Origin of the sequence: Micromonospora sp. NPDC050276, from assembly GCF_044459545.1 — a bacterium.
Classification (GTDB): domain Bacteria; phylum Actinomycetota; class Actinomycetes; order Mycobacteriales; family Micromonosporaceae; genus Micromonospora.
Map to the genome: position 1 here is coordinate 122661 of NZ_JBITJA010000014.1, position 15120 is coordinate 137780.

At 69.3% G+C, this 15120-nt stretch carries 17 protein-coding genes; 6 read left to right on the forward strand and 11 right to left on the reverse strand.

The window, feature by feature from the left end; translation table 11 throughout:
- Positions 1 to 3: 3 nt before the first annotated feature.
- Positions 4 to 1104 carry a Gfo/Idh/MocA family protein gene (locus tag ACIBF8_RS26270; RefSeq protein ID WP_396786425.1) on the reverse strand — a complete coding sequence of 367 codons (1101 nt, stop codon included), beginning with the start codon at positions 1102 to 1104 and terminating at the stop codon, positions 4 to 6.
- Positions 1074 to 1784: a ThuA domain-containing protein gene (locus ACIBF8_RS26275; protein WP_396786426.1), complete on the reverse strand. Its 711-nt coding sequence runs from the start codon at positions 1782 to 1784 to the stop codon at positions 1074 to 1076. The genes ACIBF8_RS26270 and ACIBF8_RS26275 overlap by 31 nt, the downstream gene beginning before the upstream one ends.
- 108 nt (positions 1785 to 1892) lie before the next feature.
- On the opposite strand from ACIBF8_RS26275, the gene ACIBF8_RS26280 reads away from it, so the two are divergent.
- Entirely contained in the window at positions 1893 to 2438 is a 546-nt protein-coding gene (locus ACIBF8_RS26280) for a hypothetical protein (protein ID WP_396786428.1), read from the forward strand.
- A 115-nt stretch (positions 2439 to 2553) separates the two neighbouring features.
- On the opposite strand, the gene ACIBF8_RS26285 is transcribed toward ACIBF8_RS26280, so the two are convergent.
- Complete coding sequence (locus ACIBF8_RS26285) at positions 2554 to 3114, reverse strand: histidine phosphatase family protein (RefSeq protein WP_396786429.1); 561 nt, start codon at positions 3112 to 3114, stop codon at positions 2554 to 2556.
- Positions 3115 to 3156: 42 nt separating this feature from the next.
- Entirely contained in the window at positions 3157 to 3894 is a 738-nt protein-coding gene (locus ACIBF8_RS26290) for a VOC family protein (RefSeq protein WP_396786430.1), read from the reverse strand.
- A gap of 125 nt (positions 3895 to 4019) precedes the next feature.
- Here ACIBF8_RS26290 and ACIBF8_RS26295 point away from each other — a divergent pair, with 125 nt between their 5' ends.
- From ACIBF8_RS26295 to ACIBF8_RS26305, 3 genes are all read left to right on the forward strand, one after another.
- Complete coding sequence (locus ACIBF8_RS26295) at positions 4020 to 4583, forward strand: GNAT family N-acetyltransferase (RefSeq protein ID WP_396786431.1); 564 nt, start codon at positions 4020 to 4022, stop codon at positions 4581 to 4583.
- A 9-nt stretch (positions 4584 to 4592) separates the two neighbouring features.
- Positions 4593 to 4880, forward strand: a complete 288-nt coding sequence (locus ACIBF8_RS26300; protein WP_396786433.1) for an orotate phosphoribosyltransferase — start codon at positions 4593 to 4595, stop codon at positions 4878 to 4880.
- Between the two features lie 75 nt (positions 4881 to 4955).
- A complete protein-coding gene (locus tag ACIBF8_RS26305; protein ID WP_396786434.1) occupies positions 4956 to 5486 on the forward strand; it encodes a GNAT family N-acetyltransferase in 531 nt (176 codons plus the stop codon).
- Positions 5487 to 5540: 54 nt separating this feature from the next.
- Here the strand turns inward: ACIBF8_RS26305 and ACIBF8_RS26310 are convergent, their stop codons facing one another.
- Positions 5541 to 6047 carry a tetratricopeptide repeat protein gene (locus ACIBF8_RS26310; protein WP_396786436.1) on the reverse strand — a complete coding sequence of 169 codons (507 nt, stop codon included), beginning with the start codon at positions 6045 to 6047 and terminating at the stop codon, positions 5541 to 5543.
- Positions 6048 to 6157: 110 nt separating this feature from the next.
- Between ACIBF8_RS26310 and ACIBF8_RS26315 the strand changes: the two genes are divergently transcribed.
- Positions 6158 to 7126: a DUF5937 family protein gene (locus ACIBF8_RS26315; RefSeq protein WP_396786437.1), complete on the forward strand. Its 969-nt coding sequence runs from the start codon at positions 6158 to 6160 to the stop codon at positions 7124 to 7126.
- Between the two features lie 33 nt (positions 7127 to 7159).
- On the opposite strand, the gene ACIBF8_RS26320 is transcribed toward ACIBF8_RS26315, so the two are convergent.
- The 5 genes from ACIBF8_RS26320 to ACIBF8_RS26340 form a co-directional block, all read right to left on the reverse strand.
- On the reverse strand, positions 7160 to 8635 hold the full coding sequence (locus tag ACIBF8_RS26320) for an RICIN domain-containing protein (protein ID WP_396786439.1): 1476 nt from the start codon (positions 8633 to 8635) through the stop codon (positions 7160 to 7162).
- Positions 8636 to 8664: 29 nt separating this feature from the next.
- Positions 8665 to 10104, reverse strand: a complete 1440-nt coding sequence (locus tag ACIBF8_RS26325) for a glycoside hydrolase family 43 protein (RefSeq protein ID WP_396786441.1) — start codon at positions 10102 to 10104, stop codon at positions 8665 to 8667.
- A gap of 32 nt (positions 10105 to 10136) precedes the next feature.
- Positions 10137 to 10388 carry a hypothetical protein gene (locus ACIBF8_RS26330; protein ID WP_396786443.1) on the reverse strand — a complete coding sequence of 84 codons (252 nt, stop codon included), beginning with the start codon at positions 10386 to 10388 and terminating at the stop codon, positions 10137 to 10139.
- Between the two features lie 314 nt (positions 10389 to 10702).
- Positions 10703 to 11719 carry a sensor histidine kinase gene (locus ACIBF8_RS26335; protein ID WP_396786445.1) on the reverse strand — a complete coding sequence of 339 codons (1017 nt, stop codon included), beginning with the start codon at positions 11717 to 11719 and terminating at the stop codon, positions 10703 to 10705.
- Positions 11712 to 12407: a response regulator transcription factor gene (locus tag ACIBF8_RS26340; RefSeq protein WP_396786447.1), complete on the reverse strand. Its 696-nt coding sequence runs from the start codon at positions 12405 to 12407 to the stop codon at positions 11712 to 11714. The genes ACIBF8_RS26335 and ACIBF8_RS26340 overlap by 8 nt, the downstream gene beginning before the upstream one ends.
- Before the next feature lie 158 nt (positions 12408 to 12565).
- Between ACIBF8_RS26340 and ACIBF8_RS26345 the strand changes: the two genes are divergently transcribed.
- The gene (locus tag ACIBF8_RS26345; RefSeq protein ID WP_396786449.1) at positions 12566 to 13645 is read left to right on the forward strand and encodes an NAD-dependent epimerase/dehydratase family protein; all 1080 of its coding nucleotides are present in this window, start codon (positions 12566 to 12568) and stop codon (positions 13643 to 13645) included.
- Here ACIBF8_RS26345 and ACIBF8_RS26350 read toward each other — a convergent pair.
- Positions 13617 to 14981 (reverse strand): hypothetical protein, encoded by a 1365-nt coding sequence (locus ACIBF8_RS26350; RefSeq protein WP_396786451.1) that lies wholly within the window; start codon positions 14979 to 14981, stop codon positions 13617 to 13619. The genes ACIBF8_RS26345 and ACIBF8_RS26350 overlap by 29 nt on opposite strands.
- Positions 14982 to 15120: the final 139 nt, after the last annotated feature.

The window sequence follows — 15120 nt, forward strand, 5'->3', positions numbered from 1 at the left end:
GACCTACGCCTTCCAGGCCTCGGCCGCAGTGAGCGGAACCGGCGCGGGCCGTTGCACCACCGTCGTCAGCTCGATCCGCTTACCGTCGGCCGCCGACCGGAGCAGGGCGGTCATCGTTTCGAGTACGTGCAGCGCCAGGTCGCCGCTGGCGCGCGGCGGACGCCGATCGTCGGCCGTGACCAGGTCGATCAGACCGATGCCTCGGGAGGCCTCGGCGTAGCCCGCCCGTGGTTCGAGAGCGTGCCATTCGGTGCCGCCGAGCGCGAACAGGCGGGCCGTCCCGTCGAAGTTGTTCGGATCGGGTACGGCGAGCGTGCCGGTCTCCCCGTGCACCTCGATCGGTGCGGCCGTCGTCGCGACGCCGTCGAAGCTCGTGGTGAGGGTGGAGAGGGCACCGCTGGTGTGCTCCAGCACGCCGGTCACGTGGGTGTCCACCTCCACCGGGATGCGCTGTCCGGCGCGCGGGCCCGAGCCGATGACCCGCTCGGCGCGCAGGCGGCTGGCGGCGCCACTCACCGCGTGCACCGGCCCGAGCAGGTGGATGAGCGCCGAGATGTAGTACGGCCCCATGTCCAGCAACGGGCCGCCACCCGGGGCGTAGTAGAAGTCGGGGTTGGGATGCCAGCGTTCGTGCCCTGGAGTGACCATGACCGCCGACGCGGACATCGGGCGTCCGATGAGCCCATCGTCGATCGCCGCCCGCGCCGTCTGCGTACCCGTGCCCAGGACGGTGTCCGGAGCGCACCCCACGCGGACGCCAGCGGTTGCGGCCCGTTCGAGAATCGAGCGGCCGTCCGAAAACGTCACGGCGAGTGGCTTCTCGACGTAGACGCTCCTGCCCGCGTCGATGGCGCCGAGTGAGATGTCGGCGTGCGCGGCCGGGATGGTCAGGTTGAGCACCGTCTGCACGTCTGGGCGGGCGAGCAGACGCTCGACGCTCAACGCCTCGGCACCGGGGATCGTGGCCGCGACCGCCGCTGACCGGGACGCGTCCAGGTCGGCCACCGCGGCGATGCTCAGGGCGGGGTGGTTCGCGAGTGTGTCCAGGTACGCGCGGGAGATGACCCCGAGCCCTACGACGCCGACGCGGTGCGGGTCGCCCACACCATCCCCCTCTCGATGACGGTACGAACGCTCGGGTGCTCCAGCACGTCGAGGCTGTGCCCCGGGGTCGTCACGACGACGCGCCCGGCACCCCAGAGTCGGGTCCAGATCGCCGGCGAGGTGACCGGCCGGTGCCACGGATGCCATGCCTGCGTGGGGTGGGTGGTGACGGCCAGTACGTCGATCAGGTCGTCGTGCAGCACCCAGTACTGTTCGGTGACCAGGTCGAAGTCCTCGATGTCCGCGGTGATCGGATGCGCCCGGCCGAGATCGGTGATGCGCACCGTGTGCGGCAGAAAGTTGTCCTCCGCGCCACCGTGGCGCTCACCCGGCTCCTTGCCCGGATGGGTCGCGAACTGGCCGCCCACCAGATGCAGGTACTCGGATGACGCCCGGAACGAGTCCACGATGCCGCCGTGCCAGCCGGTGAAGCCCGTACCGGCGATGACCGCCGCGCTGAGGCCCGCCACCTGGTCCGCGGTGATCTGCGACATCGTCATGCACTGCACGACGAGGTCGGTCTCGGCCATCTCAGCGGCATCGGCGTAGACCTCTGTCGACTCCTCCACCCGAACGGCATAGCCACTGCGTTCGAGGAAGGGAATGAACAGCTCCGTCGCCTTGACCGGCTGGTGCCCCTCCCAGCCGCCCCGAACCACCAATGCTCTCCGCTGCGTCACCCCTGCTCCCTTCCGCGTGGTCTGTCGCCATCGGGACGGCCGCTCCCGCCCGCGGCGACGTGCCGCCGACACACCCATCCTTGTCGATCACCGAAACCGTACCCGTCATTGAGCGAGCTGAACGAGTACGGCTTCTCGCATGACCGGGACGCGGCGTTGATGTCCGACGACCTCGTCGCCGGCCGCGCGACCCAAGCCGTTTCAGCTGACCGGTCCCGTGGGTACGCTCCCACCGGCCGATCAGCCGATAGACGGAGACCAATCGTGATCATGGCTTTGCTGCTCGACCTCGCGAACATCGTTGGTGGCTTTCTGCTCGCCGTCGCTGTGCTGCGGCTGCTGCCACGGGTCGGCGACGACCTGGGCCGCCTCGCCGGTCGGGCGGCCCCGATCGCATGGGTGGTCGGCCTCGTGGCGCTCGTGACCGGCGGCTACTACCTCATCGTCCATCTGGTGTCCGGGCCCCGGGTGTTTCATTTCGAGGTGGTGGGGATCGGTGTCGGGCTCGCCTTGCTGTGGGGCCGACTGACCGGACGCCCCGCCCCGCGCGACGACCAGTCGGATGGGGCGACGGGCGTGCGTCTGTTGCTTGCGATCTTCGGTCTCATCGCGATCGTCGTCGGCATCCAAGGACTCTTCACCCCGGACGGCTGAGTGGAGGACGAGCGGTCAGTTCCGGATGGAGAACATCGCGACGACACCGTTGTGGTCAGACCTGGTGCTGGTCGCGAGAGCGCCCACGTACCCCGCCCGCGGGACCATGGTTGGGTTACAGGTGCCCGGTGTCGTTGAAGCTGACCAGGGTCGGCGGACGATCGGAATCCCACCGCACGATGGTGATTGCGCAGTTGGCGTGGTTGAGGCCGATCCACCGCCATTCGGGCGCGTCAAGGACGTGCCGGACGAACCAGCCGATCACGAAGTTGTGGGTGATCAGCAGCTCGTTCCGGTCCTGCTCGCCGGTGACACCGAAATGGTCGACAGCGGCTCGCAGCGCGACCGCGTCCTCATCTCGCTCATCGCTGGGCACGCCGTCCAACCAGGGCAGCCACCGGTCCGGGTACCGACCGCGCCGCTCGGCCGATGGCGCCGGCGTTCGATCCGTCACGAAGTCGCAGGCATGTCGAGAAACCCGTGCGAGGTGTCCACCGGCAATCTCGGCGGTCTGGGCCGCGCGGATGACCGGGCTGTGATGGATCGCCGAGAAGGACACCGCGCTCAGCCGCTTGCCCAACTGATCTGCCTGCTCGCAGCCAAGGGGCGACAGACCTCCGGCTGAATCCGGACCCTGCTCGCCATGACGGACCAGGTACAACGTGGTACGAGCCATTCGACACGCGCCTCCAGTCAGTGGTCAACGGCCGGCGGCCGTTCAGCTTGGGGTGAGGAGGCAGAACTCGTTGCCCTCCGGGTCGGCGAGCACTCTCCACGGGACATCGCTGCCGCCCAGGTCGACGGCGGTGGCGCCGAGAGCCCGCAGTCTGGTCGCCTCGGCGTCCAGGTCGTCACCCGGGTATGGGCGGACGTCGAGATGGGCGCGGTTCCACCCGACCTTCACATCGGGTGTGCGAATGAACTCCAGATAAGGGCCGACACCCTTGGCGGAGCGCAGCATCGCCCTCCGGTCGGTCACCTCGTGCACGGTCCAGTCCATGGCCTCGCCCCAGAAGCGGGCCATGGCTCGGGCATCCGCGCAGTCGACGACCACCGCGGCGATCGGTCCGGTGTCTCGATACATCGATCGGGGTTCCAGCACGCAGAACTCGTTGCCCTCTGGGTCGGCCAGCACTGTCCATGGCACGTCGCCCTGACCTACGTCGACTGGCGTCGCACCACGATCCGTCAGGCGCGTGACCAGCTCCGCCTGATGGGCCGTCGACGTGGTGGCAAGATCGAGGTGCACCCGGTTCTTCACCGTCTTGGGTTCTGCGGAAACGACGAGGTCGAGACAGACAGCGACGGGGTCGGGGTAGACGAAGCCCTCGGGTTCGAGGTTGGTCACGCCGGGTCCCTCGCTGGAGACATCCCAGCCGAGCGCCTCCGCCCAGAAACCGCCCAGCGCGGAGTCGTCCCGAGCCTTCATGTTGACCTGAACAAGCCGCGTCGCCATGCCGGGGATGATAGCGGCACGTCAGCACCAAGATCAGCCGTACTGATCGCGGCATGCGCGTGCACCTGATCTTCTCGTCCGAAATGAGGTGCTTGATGATTCCGAGTCCTGCCAGGCTGCGCGCTATGGACGTTCGTCTTGAGCCCTGGTCGGAATCCGCGCTCGACCTCCTGCGCCGGATCAACACTCCACAGATGCGTCGACACGTCGGCGGTCCCGAGCCGGAGGAACAACTGCTTGCCCGGCACCGCCGATACCTTGCCATGCCGGCAACTGGCCGCGGCTGCATGTTCGCCGTGCTGCTTGGTGACGAGATGGCCGGCAGCATCGCGTACCACCGGCGTGACTGGCAGGGTGAGCAGATTTACGAGACCGGCTGGAACGTCCTACCGCCCTACCAGGGCCGAGGCATCGCCTCCGCAGCGGGCACGGCCCTGATCGCCATCGTCCGCGAGGTTGCCCGCCACACCGACGCACCCCACAGCCTGCACGCGTTCCCCTCAGTCGAGAACGCCCCTTCCAACGCTCTCTGCCGCCGCCTCGGCTTCACTCTTCTCGGCCCCTGCGACTTCGAATATCCGCCGGGTAGCGGCTCCCTGATGCGCAGCAACGACTGGCGCATCGACCTCACCGACTCCGGCCGGCCTCGGGGGGCGACGGAGCGCGGCAGCACCCTTGAGGGGCGATAACGCGGCTTGGTGAGCGAGGAGTACTTCGACAAGTACCTGTTCGAAGGGCAACCAGACCTGTTGCGCGACGTCGCCGAAGCGATGGTCGCCCTGCTGCCGGAGTGCGATGTGCTGGCGGGGATGGAGATGGGCGGCATCCCGCTCGCCACGGTGATGTCACAGCTGACCGGGCTGCCGACGGTCTTCGTGCGGAAGCACGCCAAGGAGTACGGCACCGGTAGGACCGCCGAGGGCGGTCCGGTGAACGGTCGTCGCGTCGTGCTGCCCTCACCCGCCGCGACTTGGCAGCTTCCCTGATGTCATGACAGCTTCCGGTGCCGCAGCCCTCGCCGCGGATGACAGACCACCCGACCATGTCATTAGAGTTCCGGCATGGAGGACAGCACCCGCGGCATACGGATCAGACGCGGCGGCCCGGCCGACGCGTCCGCCGTACTGGCCATGCTCGACTCCGCGGTGCTCTGGATGAACGCTCGCGGCAACACCGAGCAATGGGGCACGACGCCGTTCTCCGAGAAACCCGGAGGGCCCGAGCTGGTCGATCGGTACATGACCAAGAACCTTCCGTACATCGCGGAGTTCGACGGGACGCCGGCCGCGGCCCTGGTGTTGGACTCCGGCCCCGATCCGCGGGCACCGATCGCGCCTGCGGGAGAACCCGAGCGGTACGTCCGCCTCCTGGTCTCCGACCGACGTTTCGCCGGCCGGAACCTCGGGTCGGCCCTGCTGGCACACGCCGTGGAGGAGACCCGGCGAGCTGGCGTACGACTGCTACGGGTCGACTGCTGGGCGGGCGGCGGCGGTGAGTTGGTGGCGTTCTACGAACGCCACGGGTTCACCCCGACCGACACCTTCCTGTCCGGCTCCTGGCCGGGGCAGGTGCTGGCCCAGCGAGTCGATTGAGCGCGGCCAACTGCTCCCCAGCCGGTGACCGTTCCATGGCCGCCACCCGGCGGATCAGTGGGGCTCGACCAGGAGCCGGGCGTAGTTCGCCATCGACCGCTGGTAGCGCGGCAGGTGCTTGGCGAGCGCCCCGACGGCGATCGAGACTGCTTCCCGCTCCCGGCCGACGCTCGTCAACGCCAGCGCGAGCGTCGCGCTGAGCGCGTCGTCGAGTTCGTCGGAGCCGCGCTCGCGCTCCTCGGTCAGCAGCCGGACGCTCTCCTCGGCCTGCCCGATGTTCCGCAGTGAGCTGGACATCTGGATCACTGTGCGGCGTCGGCGGATGCCGTCGATGCCCAGCTCCAGCGCCCTGCGGTAGAGCGGCACCGCCCGGTCAGAATGACCGGTCGAGTCCCAGGCGCAGGCCCGCTCGAATGCCGCGACCGGATGTTCCGGCCCCAACTCGTCGGCGAGGGCACCGACCCGCGCGCGGAAATCCTCCGCGTCCCAGTCCTCGGGTGCCGCGTTGAAGGCCGCCCACAGGTCCGCGCTGCGCTGCTCCCAGTCGGCGTTCGGGGTCATCGTCCTTCTCCTCGTGCTCGGGTGTACAGATCGGGACACTCTGCGCGTCCTGATACCGTGGCCGCCAGTCATTCGGCCCAGGCCGAATCTTCGTTCCTGGAGGTGGCCGGATGGCGATCACGATGCGGTTCGGCTCAGCCGATCTGCTGCGCTGCCGCTTCGCCATCTCTCCCCTGCTCGAGACACTGGCCGCGGTGCGCCTGCTCTCCCCGCGTGAAGGCATCGGCCCGCACCGTCGCTGGCTCGACACCCTCGACACCCGGGAGCTGGACCTGCGGCCGATCACCCTGCTGCAACCGCGTCGTGGCTACACTCCCGACTTCCTCTCGCGGCCCCCGACCAGCCCACACGCCCGATTCGAGGACGAGTTGGCGGCCGTGGCGGCCACCGACCATGATCGGGTCCGCGCGGAGGTACGACGGTCGCTGGCGGACACCCCGGGGGCGGCCGAGTCGGCGACCGGCCGGCTACTCCTGGGCGACCCGGCCATCCTTCTCCCCCTGCTGGTCTCCCTGGTGGAGCGGGCGTGGCGGGCTCTGGTCGAGCCCGTCTGGCCGCAGGTACGCGAGCTGCTCGACGCGGATGTGGGCTTCCAGAGCCGACGGCTCGCCGAAGGCGGCCTGGACCGGCTGTTCGCCGAGCTGCATCCACGCCTGCGGTGGACCAACGGCGTGCTGACCCGCGAGTACGGCGACGACGAGCAGCGGGACCTGTGCGGCGAAGGGCTCGCCCTGGTGCCCAGCGTCTTCAAGTGGGATCAGGTCGTGGTCATCGTGGACCCGCCGTGGCAGCCGACCGTGATCTATCCCGCGCGAGGGCTCGGCACGCTCTGGCAGCCCCTCCGCACCGACAGGCACACGGCTCTCGGCCGGTTGATCGGCCGGACCCGCGCAGCGCTGCTCCTCAGCCTCGACGAGCCGGCCAGCACGACGACGCTGGCCCACCGGCACGCGCTGGCTGCCGGAACGGTGTCCGAGCACCTGTCGGTGCTGCGCGACGCCGGGTTCGTCGCCGGGGAACGGCACCGGCACGAGATCCGCTATCGGCGTACGCCGCTCGGGGAAGCCGCGCTCGGGTAGCGCGAAGCGGGCCCGCCGATCCTCGACCGGTCGTCAGACGGCCGTGCGCGACCACTGCTGGTTGGCACCGGTGTTGCACGGATACTGCTTGAGGATCGCCCCGTCCGCGGTCGACGCGGCCGGTACGTCCACGCATTTGTTGCTGTGTCGTGCCCGGAGCTGGACGTAGCTGCCGGTGGTGACCAGTTGGAACTGCTGGTTGGTGCCGCTGCCGCAGGTGTACTGGACGAGGTCGGCACCGTCGGCGGTCGAGGCGTTCACCACGTCCAGGCACTTACCGCTGTGCCGGCTGACCATGCGCCAGTAGCCGGAGCCGGCGTCCTGGAACTGCCACTGCTGCCACGCGTTGCCGCCGTACGTGTACTGGCCCACACGCGCGCCGTTGTCCGTGTTCGGTGACTGGACGTCCATGGCCTTACCGCTGTGCCGCGCGGTGACCCGATAGAACGTTCCCGTCGACGGCGGAGGCGTCGTCGGGCCACCGTCGACGGTGTCGCCCCACGCATACCGGATCCGGTCCGCGCCGGAGGTGTTGCGGACGGTCAAATTGAGGTCGGTGCCACCGCCGCTGAGGGAGAACATCGAATACCAGTCGTAGCCGATGCTGCCCGGCTTGCCGCCGAGAGCAGGCCAGTAGGTGCCGCCCATCTGGTTGTCCCGCATGACCTGGGCCATCGCGCGGATGTAGCGCACGAAGTTGTCGGTGCTACCCGCGTCGGCGTAGTTACGGCCATCGTTCATGGGCGCACCGAACTCGGTCGCGACCGCCCGGGAGGCGCAGGTGCCCAGGCGGGTCTGAATGTGACTGCGGAAGGCGTCGTAGGTCATCGCGCCATAGAAAAAGGCGTAATAGTGGAAGGACAGCAACGTCGAGGCGAAACGGCTGTCCGTGCAGATGTCGCGCAGGTCCTGGCTGAAACCGGTCCCGCCAATCAGCACCCGGCCGGGCACCGCCGAGTAGTGGTAACTGAGCCAGTTCGCCGCGACGTTACGCCACTCCGCCGAGCTGTACCCGTGCGGCTCGTTCATCGGCTCGAAGTAGACATTGCTGTTCGAACCGTACGCGTTCGTCACCGTGGACCACATCGCATTCCACGCGGCGAGATTCGTAATCCTGCCGCCGGACGCGGCGCCGTCCTCCCAATAGGCGAGGATGACCTTGAACCCCCGGGCCGTCGCCGCATCGATAGCACCCCGGTACGCCTCCCACCACGCCGTCCCCACCGTGTGAGTGTTGATGGGCAACCGCACCGTGTTGACCCCCATGCTGGAAGCCATCTCGTCGTAAAGGGCATTGGCCTTGACCCGCACCGTCGCGTTACTGTCCGACAAACTCAGACCCTGCACAACCAACGGACCCGTGCTGAAGTTATCCCCCAACACGGCCCAGTTCATACCCCGAAACTGGCTGGTCGCGGCAGTGACCGGCGACGACACGACGACGACCACACCAACCATCACCGTCAGCGCGGCCAGCAGGGCGGACAACGCCCGTCGATGTAGGGCCACAGTCGGAACTCCTTGAACAGGAACCAGCTTCAGCTGGTCACGCGGAAGGTGGCGTCGGCACGGCTCTGCGTATCGGGGATCGGGTCGAGTCGGAGCAGGTAGCTGTAGTGCCGGATGTAGCGGTCGGGGTGGCTGTAGGACTGGAACGACGTCCACGAGGAGTTGGCAAGGCCGGCGACCTGCCGGAAGGTGGCATCGGCGGCGAACGTGGCGGTGCCGTCGTTGGCCTCCAGCCGGAAGTCGTACCCGTAGTGGCGCAGGTAGTGGCCCGGGTAGTTGACCGATTGGATGGAGACCGTGCCGGAGCCGACCAGACCGGGCACCAGCCGCCACTGGCCGTCCTGGGCGGGGCTGACATTCGGGTCGATGCGGGCGTCGTAGTCGTAGTGCCGCACGTACCGGTCCTGGAAGTTGTACGACTGGATCCGGTTGATCGCGGTATTGGGCCAACGGGCGAGCACGCGGCTCTGTTCGGGCGCGGTCAGGTTGAGGATCGACCCGTGCCGCTTCTTGGTGCCACCCATGGTGTACGAGCCAGCCGCCGGCAGCCGGTAGCTGCCCAGGCTCGACGGGTTGGTGGTCAGTACCGGCAGGTAGCCGCGCCCGCTGGAGTACTGGTCAAGGTAGAGCACCCACTCGTTGCGGGTGTTCATCTTCATCCACATCGGGCCTTCGACCTGCGCCCCGGTCAGCCCGATGCCGGAGAGGTTTCCCAGGCTGGTCCAGGTGCCGAGGATGGAGTTGCTGCCTTCGATGGCGATCTGGCCGTCCCGGGAGGCCCGGACGTAGCGGTAGGCGCCCACCCCGGCCGGCACCTCGACGATCTGGGTGTCGATGATCTCCTGGTTCCCCGGCCGGTTGATGTAGGCCTGCGGCGTGCTGACGCTGCGGAAGTCCGCGGTGCGCGCGTAGTAGATGCGGTGCTTGGTCACCCCGTTGAGCGGGACGTTCGTCGCCCAGTAGAGGACGTAGTCACCGGTGGTCGGGTTCCAGATCGCCTCCGGCGCCCAAGCGTTGCGTCCGTCCGGAATCGCGCCAGCGACGTTCAACAGCCACGGTGCCGACCAGTTGACCAGGTCGGTGGACTCCCACACGACGAGGTTGCGGCTGCCGTTGTTGATCGCGGTCGACCAGTCCTGGCCGCAGCCGATGCACAGATCCGTGGCGATGATCCAGTACCGGTCGCCGCCGGGTGAGCGGACCAGGGCGGGGTCGCGGACGCCACGGGTGCCGACGGTGGACCGCAGCACGAGTCCCCCGTTGTTGAGGTCCGTCCAGCGCAGGCCGTCGGTGCTGTGGGCGAGGTAGATCTGCTGGTCGGTCGACGACTCGCCGGTGAAGTGCGCCATCAGGTAGCCGACGGTCGGGTCGAGTGCGGCGGCCTCCTTCGGCGTCGCCGCCGACCAGGTGGTGAACAGCAGCAGCGTGGCGACCGCAACCGCGCCGAGCCGGGAGAGGACTCTCGACATGTGTCTTTCTCCTTCGCGCAGTGGCATCCGAGTCAGCTACGGGGTCGGTACGACGGGGCGGATGGTGCCACCGGTGTTGAACTCCATCCGGTCGATCTGCTGGAGGTCACCGGATCGAGCTGACCGAGATAGTCGATGTGCCGCACGTACCGCCCGGCCTGGTTGACCGCCTCCAGCGAAACCGCGCCGGTCGGCAGCGTGGCGGCATGCGCCGATCCGTCGGCCACCACCAGGAGGGCCGCAGCGGTCACGGCGGAGAGCACGAGGAGGGCGGGTGACCGCATCGTCGATGCTCCCGGCAGGGATGCCGCTGTCGTACGCCGTGCAAACACGGGCCGCACCCCTCTCGGAAGATCATCAATGTTAGCGTTAACAATGGATCGCGATCAGACTCAGGTTTTCGGTGGTTGTGGCAACGGGTGGACGTGCCCGCACAAGAGGCCGGTGGCGCGTCACGCTGCTACGGGCGCAATGTGTTCGGCTCGTTAAGTTCGCGTTGCGGACAAGTGTTAGCGATCGCATCGACCAGTGTCAAGGGATCGACCAGAGTCGCTCCCCGGCGTCCACCACGCCAACCGACACCGCAGCGTTCGTGGCGTCAGGCGGTGGCCAGTCGGACCATGAACTGGCAGCCGTCGGGAGTGTTGCGCACCTCGACCCGACCTCCATGCGCCTCCACCAGGCCATGAACGATGGCCAGGCCGAGCCCTCCGGAGGCCCCACCGCCGCCGGGGCCGGGCGTGCGGGCCGGTTCACCACGGAACGCGATGTCGAACAGCCGGGGAAGGTCGGCCGGAGGGATGCCGCCGCAGGTGTCGGCTACCGACAGCCAGGCGTGGTCCTCCGCTCGGCCGGCTGCGATGCGTACCGTGCCGTCGTCCGGGGTGTAGCGGACCGCGTTGAGCAGCAGGTTGGCCACGACCCGGGCCAGCTCCGGTTCGCTCGCGGCGACCGTCGGCCAGCCCGACTCGCTGGCGATCAGCTTGATCCGGCGAGCGTCGGCCAACGGGGTGGCACTGGCCAGCGCGTCCGAGACCACCTCTCCGAGCGGTACCGCCGTCAACGACAACCGCAGCGCTCCCGCGTTGATCCGGGACAGCTCGAAGAGGTCGTCGACGAGTCGGGTCATCCGGTCGGTCTCCAGGCGGATCCGTCGGTGGTACTCGTCGACCGTGTCCGGATCACGAACCACCCGGTCCTCCAGCGCCTCCGCCATGGCCCGCAGCCCGGCGAGCGGGGTACGCAGGTCGTGGGAGACCCAGGCGACCAGGTCGCGCCGGCCCTTCTCCAGTTGCCGTTCCCGCTCCCGGGCCTGGTCGCGCCAGACCGCAGCGCGGGCCAGTCGACGGCCGAAGTGCCCGGCGACGGCGAGGCTGACCACCGCCGCCGCCGCGACAGTGATCAGGACCACCTCAAGGTCGTGCGCGGAGAGGAACATCGCCTCCGCGACCGCCATCACCCCGACGGCGACGGCGACCACCGTGGTGGTGAGCAGCACGCTGAGGTGCACGGTGATCGAGCTGCGTCGAAGCGCGCGGAGCAGCGCCGCGCCGGTGAGCCCGATGCCGAGGGCCGCACCGAGAGCGATCGCGAAGATCAGGAGTACGTCACGCATTGGCCGGCTCGTAACGGTAGCCGACGCCCCAGACCGTCACGATCCGTCGCGGATCGGCCGGGTTCGCCTCAATCTTTTCCCGTAGTCGGCGTACGTGCACGGTCACGGTCGAGTGGTCCCCGAAGTTCCAGCCCCAGACCTGCTCCAGCAGTTCGGCCCGGCCGAAAACCCGGGACGGATGCCGCATGAGGTGGACGAGCAGGTCGAATTCGCGCAACGTCAGCGCCAGATCGGCACCGGCGAGGCGGGCGGTTCGCGAGGTCGTGTGCACCACCAGATCGTCGTCGGTCAGCGCCTCCGGTCGCTCGGGCGGCGTGACACCGCCGGCGCGACGGAGCACCGAACGGACCCGCAGCACCAGTTCCCGGGGGGAGAAGGGTTTGGTCAGGTAGTCGTCAGCGCCGAGCTGCAACCCGAGAATCCGGTCGGCCTCGTCACCGCGCGCGGTCAACATGACGATCGGTACGCCGTCCGGCCGCACCCGCAGCGCCCGGCACACCTCGAGGCCGCTGATCCGGGGCAGCATCAGGTCGAGCACGACCAGGTGTGGTGTCTCCCGCTGCACCGCCGCCAGTGCCGCCGCGCCGTCCGCCGCGAGACTCACCCGGAAGCCGTCGTTCTCGAGGTAACGGCGAATGACGTCGCTCACGGTCTGATCGTCGTCGACCACCAGCACGTGCTGTGTCACGAACCTTCCCCGTCCCGCCCCGTCAACGTCTCCCCCAGATGTCCATCGGCCCAGCGTAGCCAGGCACCGGGTCCGCCCACACCAGCAAATCTTGTGGGGTTCTTACGGCTGGGTGCGGAAACCCGCCCGGGCGTACGCGAGGTCATACGGTGACCGGAATGCGGATACTTGTCACTGGTGCGGCCGGATTCATCGGCTCGCACGTCGCCGACCTGCTCACCGAACACGGGCACGAGGTGGTGGCGGTGGACGCGCTGCTGCCCGAGGCGCACGGTGCGGCACCACCGCCCTGGACCGAGCGGCACCACCTCGTGGTCGGCGACGTACGCGACAGCGAGCTGTTGACCCGGCTACTGGCCGGGGTGGACGCGGTCTGCCATCAGGCAGCCATGGTCGGCCACGGCATCGACCCGGCCGACGCCCCCCGGTACGCCGCGCACAACGACCTCGGCACGGCCACCCTCCTCGCGGCGATGCACGCCACCGGAGTACGCCGTCTGGTGCTGGCCAGTTCGATGGTGGTCTACGGCGAGGGCCGCTACCACTGCCCCACCCACGGAATCGTCCGGCCTGCCGGCCGCCGGGCCGCCGACCTGGCCGAGGGCCGGTACGAGCCGACCTGCCCTCGCTGCGACCAGCCACTCTCCCCCGGCCTCGTGCCCGAGGACGCGCCGCTGGAGCCGCACAGCACGTACGCCGCCACCAAGCTGGCCCAGGAACACCTGGCCGGCGCCTGGGCCCGGCAGACCGGTGGATCGGTCTGGGCCCTGCGCTACCACAACGTCTACGGTCCGCGAATGCCGCGCGACACCCCGTATTCGGGGGTCGCCTCGATCTTCCGGTCGGCCCTGGCGGCCGGACGACCGCCCCGGGTCCTGGAGGACGGCCGGCAACGGCGCGACTTCGTGCACGTGGCCGACGTAGCCACGGCCAACCTGCTGGCCCTCACGACACCGGCACCGGATGCCCTGGTCCCGGTCAACGTCTGCTCGGGTGAACCGCACACCGTCGGCGAGTTGGCCCACGAGCTGGCGTCGGCGATGGGCGGGCCATCGCCGGTCACGGTCGGGGGCGGGCGGGCGGCGGATGTCCGGCATGTCGTGGCCGATCCGACCCGCGCCACCCGGCTGCTTGGGTTCACCGCCCGCGTCGGCTTCGCCGCCGGCATCGCCGACTTCACCACCGCGGTGATGCGGGATCCGGCATCGGTCACGACACCGTCCACAGTAGGTGGTTGACGGCGAGCGCCGTCGTGGCCTGGGCCGCCAGCCACCACCGTCGGTGACCGTGGGGCAGGTGCGCGGCAGCGACCAGCAGCCAGACGGCGAACGGTAGCCAGATCCGCTCCACCTCGGCCTTGCTGAGCCCGGAGAGGTCCGCCGCGAGCACGGCCGCCGTCGCCGCGATGGGCAGCCACACCGTGGGTCCGACGCTGGCGATCCGCTGTCGGAGGGTAGCCGCGAGCGGTGGTTGCGGCGATCGGATCGGCACGGCGGCCACCGCCCGCCGCAGCGCCGGCCCGACCGCCGGGCCGGCCGAGAGCAACAGGGCGGCGAGATTCGCCCAGATCCAGTATCCGTAGGGACGTTCCGCCGCCCAGCCCTGGTAGTAACGACGCGCCACCAGGTGATAGCCGTCCAGCCACCAGAAGCCGGCGAGGGTGAACGCGGCGACGACGGCCGCGACCGCCGTCGCCGCGACCAGGAGCACGCCAATGCGGTCCCGCGCCCGGAGCAACACCACGGTCACCGCGAGCAACCCGACCAGGACGAACCCGTACGACAGGTAGAGCGCGAAGCCGAGCAGCAGTCCGCCGAGCGCGGCCGATGGTCGGCCACCCACCACCAGCAGCGCCAGCCCGGCCGCGACCACCGCGGCGAAGATCCCGTCCGCGGACGCGCCCACCCAGACCGCCCCCGGGAAGAGCACCAGGAACGGCCACACCGCCCGGGCCGCGTCCTCGGCGCCGAGTGCCCGCAACGTCGCCGGAACCGACACCGAGACCGTGGCTCCGAGCAACACACAGGCGAGCCCGGCGGCGGTCCCGCCGCCCAGACCGATCCGCTCCAACCAGACGAAGAGCAGCAGCGCTCCCGGTGGATGACCGGCGGTGTGGGTGGACCACGAATCGGGCTGGAAGTCGAGGATCCGGTCGGCGAAGCCCGACAGCATGCTGCCGACATCCGTCACCCGAGGCACCTCGTGCAGGTACTCGGCCTGCACGGTGAGCCGCTCGGTCAACCCGGCGGACCAGCCGTCCACCAGGGCCAGCGACAGCGTCCAGAGCACCGCGGCGAGATAGCCGACGACCAGCAGCCGCGGCCACGACGTGTCGGTTCCCCAGCGTGTGCCCCGCCAGACGAACAGCGCAGCGACGAGAAGCGCCGCAGGGGTGCCGGGGCCCAGATGGGGCTGCCAACTGGCATAGAGCGGCGCCGCGTCAGCATGCAGCCGCACGCCCTGATGGTTGAGCAGTGCGCCGACGGCGACGGCAACGGCGAGCAGCGCCACCTCGGTGCCGAGGACGATCAGGTCGGCGGACCGGGGTCGTCCCGGCCGGGTCATCATGGTCATGGTGACGGCCGACGATACGAGCCTCGACCAGGGATTCGACGATCAGGCGGTGAGACGTCAGGGAGTCGTAAGATCCGTTGCCGGGTAAGCGATTCGTAAGGAGACACAGCGGTCTGGACGGCCCGTGACGGGCCTAGCG

Coding starts and splice junctions, on each gene's coding strand:
- ACIBF8_RS26330 (WP_396786443.1), bottom strand. CDS start 10,388: ATGCGGTCACCCGCCCTCCTCGTGCTCTCCGCCGTGACCGCTGCGGCC.
- ACIBF8_RS26325 (WP_396786441.1), bottom strand. CDS start 10,104: ATGTCGAGAGTCCTCTCCCGGCTCGGCGCGGTTGCGGTCGCCACGCTG.
- ACIBF8_RS26350 (WP_396786451.1), bottom strand. CDS start 14,981: ATGACCATGATGACCCGGCCGGGACGACCCCGGTCCGCCGACCTGATC.
- ACIBF8_RS26310 (WP_396786436.1), bottom strand. CDS start 6,047: ATGACCCCGAACGCCGACTGGGAGCAGCGCAGCGCGGACCTGTGGGCG.
- ACIBF8_RS26345 (WP_396786449.1), top strand. CDS start 12,566: ATGCGGATACTTGTCACTGGTGCGGCCGGATTCATCGGCTCGCACGTC.
- ACIBF8_RS26315 (WP_396786437.1), top strand. CDS start 6,158: ATGGCGATCACGATGCGGTTCGGCTCAGCCGATCTGCTGCGCTGCCGC.
- ACIBF8_RS26335 (WP_396786445.1), bottom strand. CDS start 11,719: ATGCGTGACGTACTCCTGATCTTCGCGATCGCTCTCGGTGCGGCCCTC.
- ACIBF8_RS26295 (WP_396786431.1), top strand. CDS start 4,020: ATGGACGTTCGTCTTGAGCCCTGGTCGGAATCCGCGCTCGACCTCCTG.
- ACIBF8_RS26290 (WP_396786430.1), bottom strand. CDS start 3,894: ATGGCGACGCGGCTTGTTCAGGTCAACATGAAGGCTCGGGACGACTCC.
- ACIBF8_RS26305 (WP_396786434.1), top strand. CDS start 4,956: ATGGAGGACAGCACCCGCGGCATACGGATCAGACGCGGCGGCCCGGCC.
- ACIBF8_RS26285 (WP_396786429.1), bottom strand. CDS start 3,114: ATGGCTCGTACCACGTTGTACCTGGTCCGTCATGGCGAGCAGGGTCCG.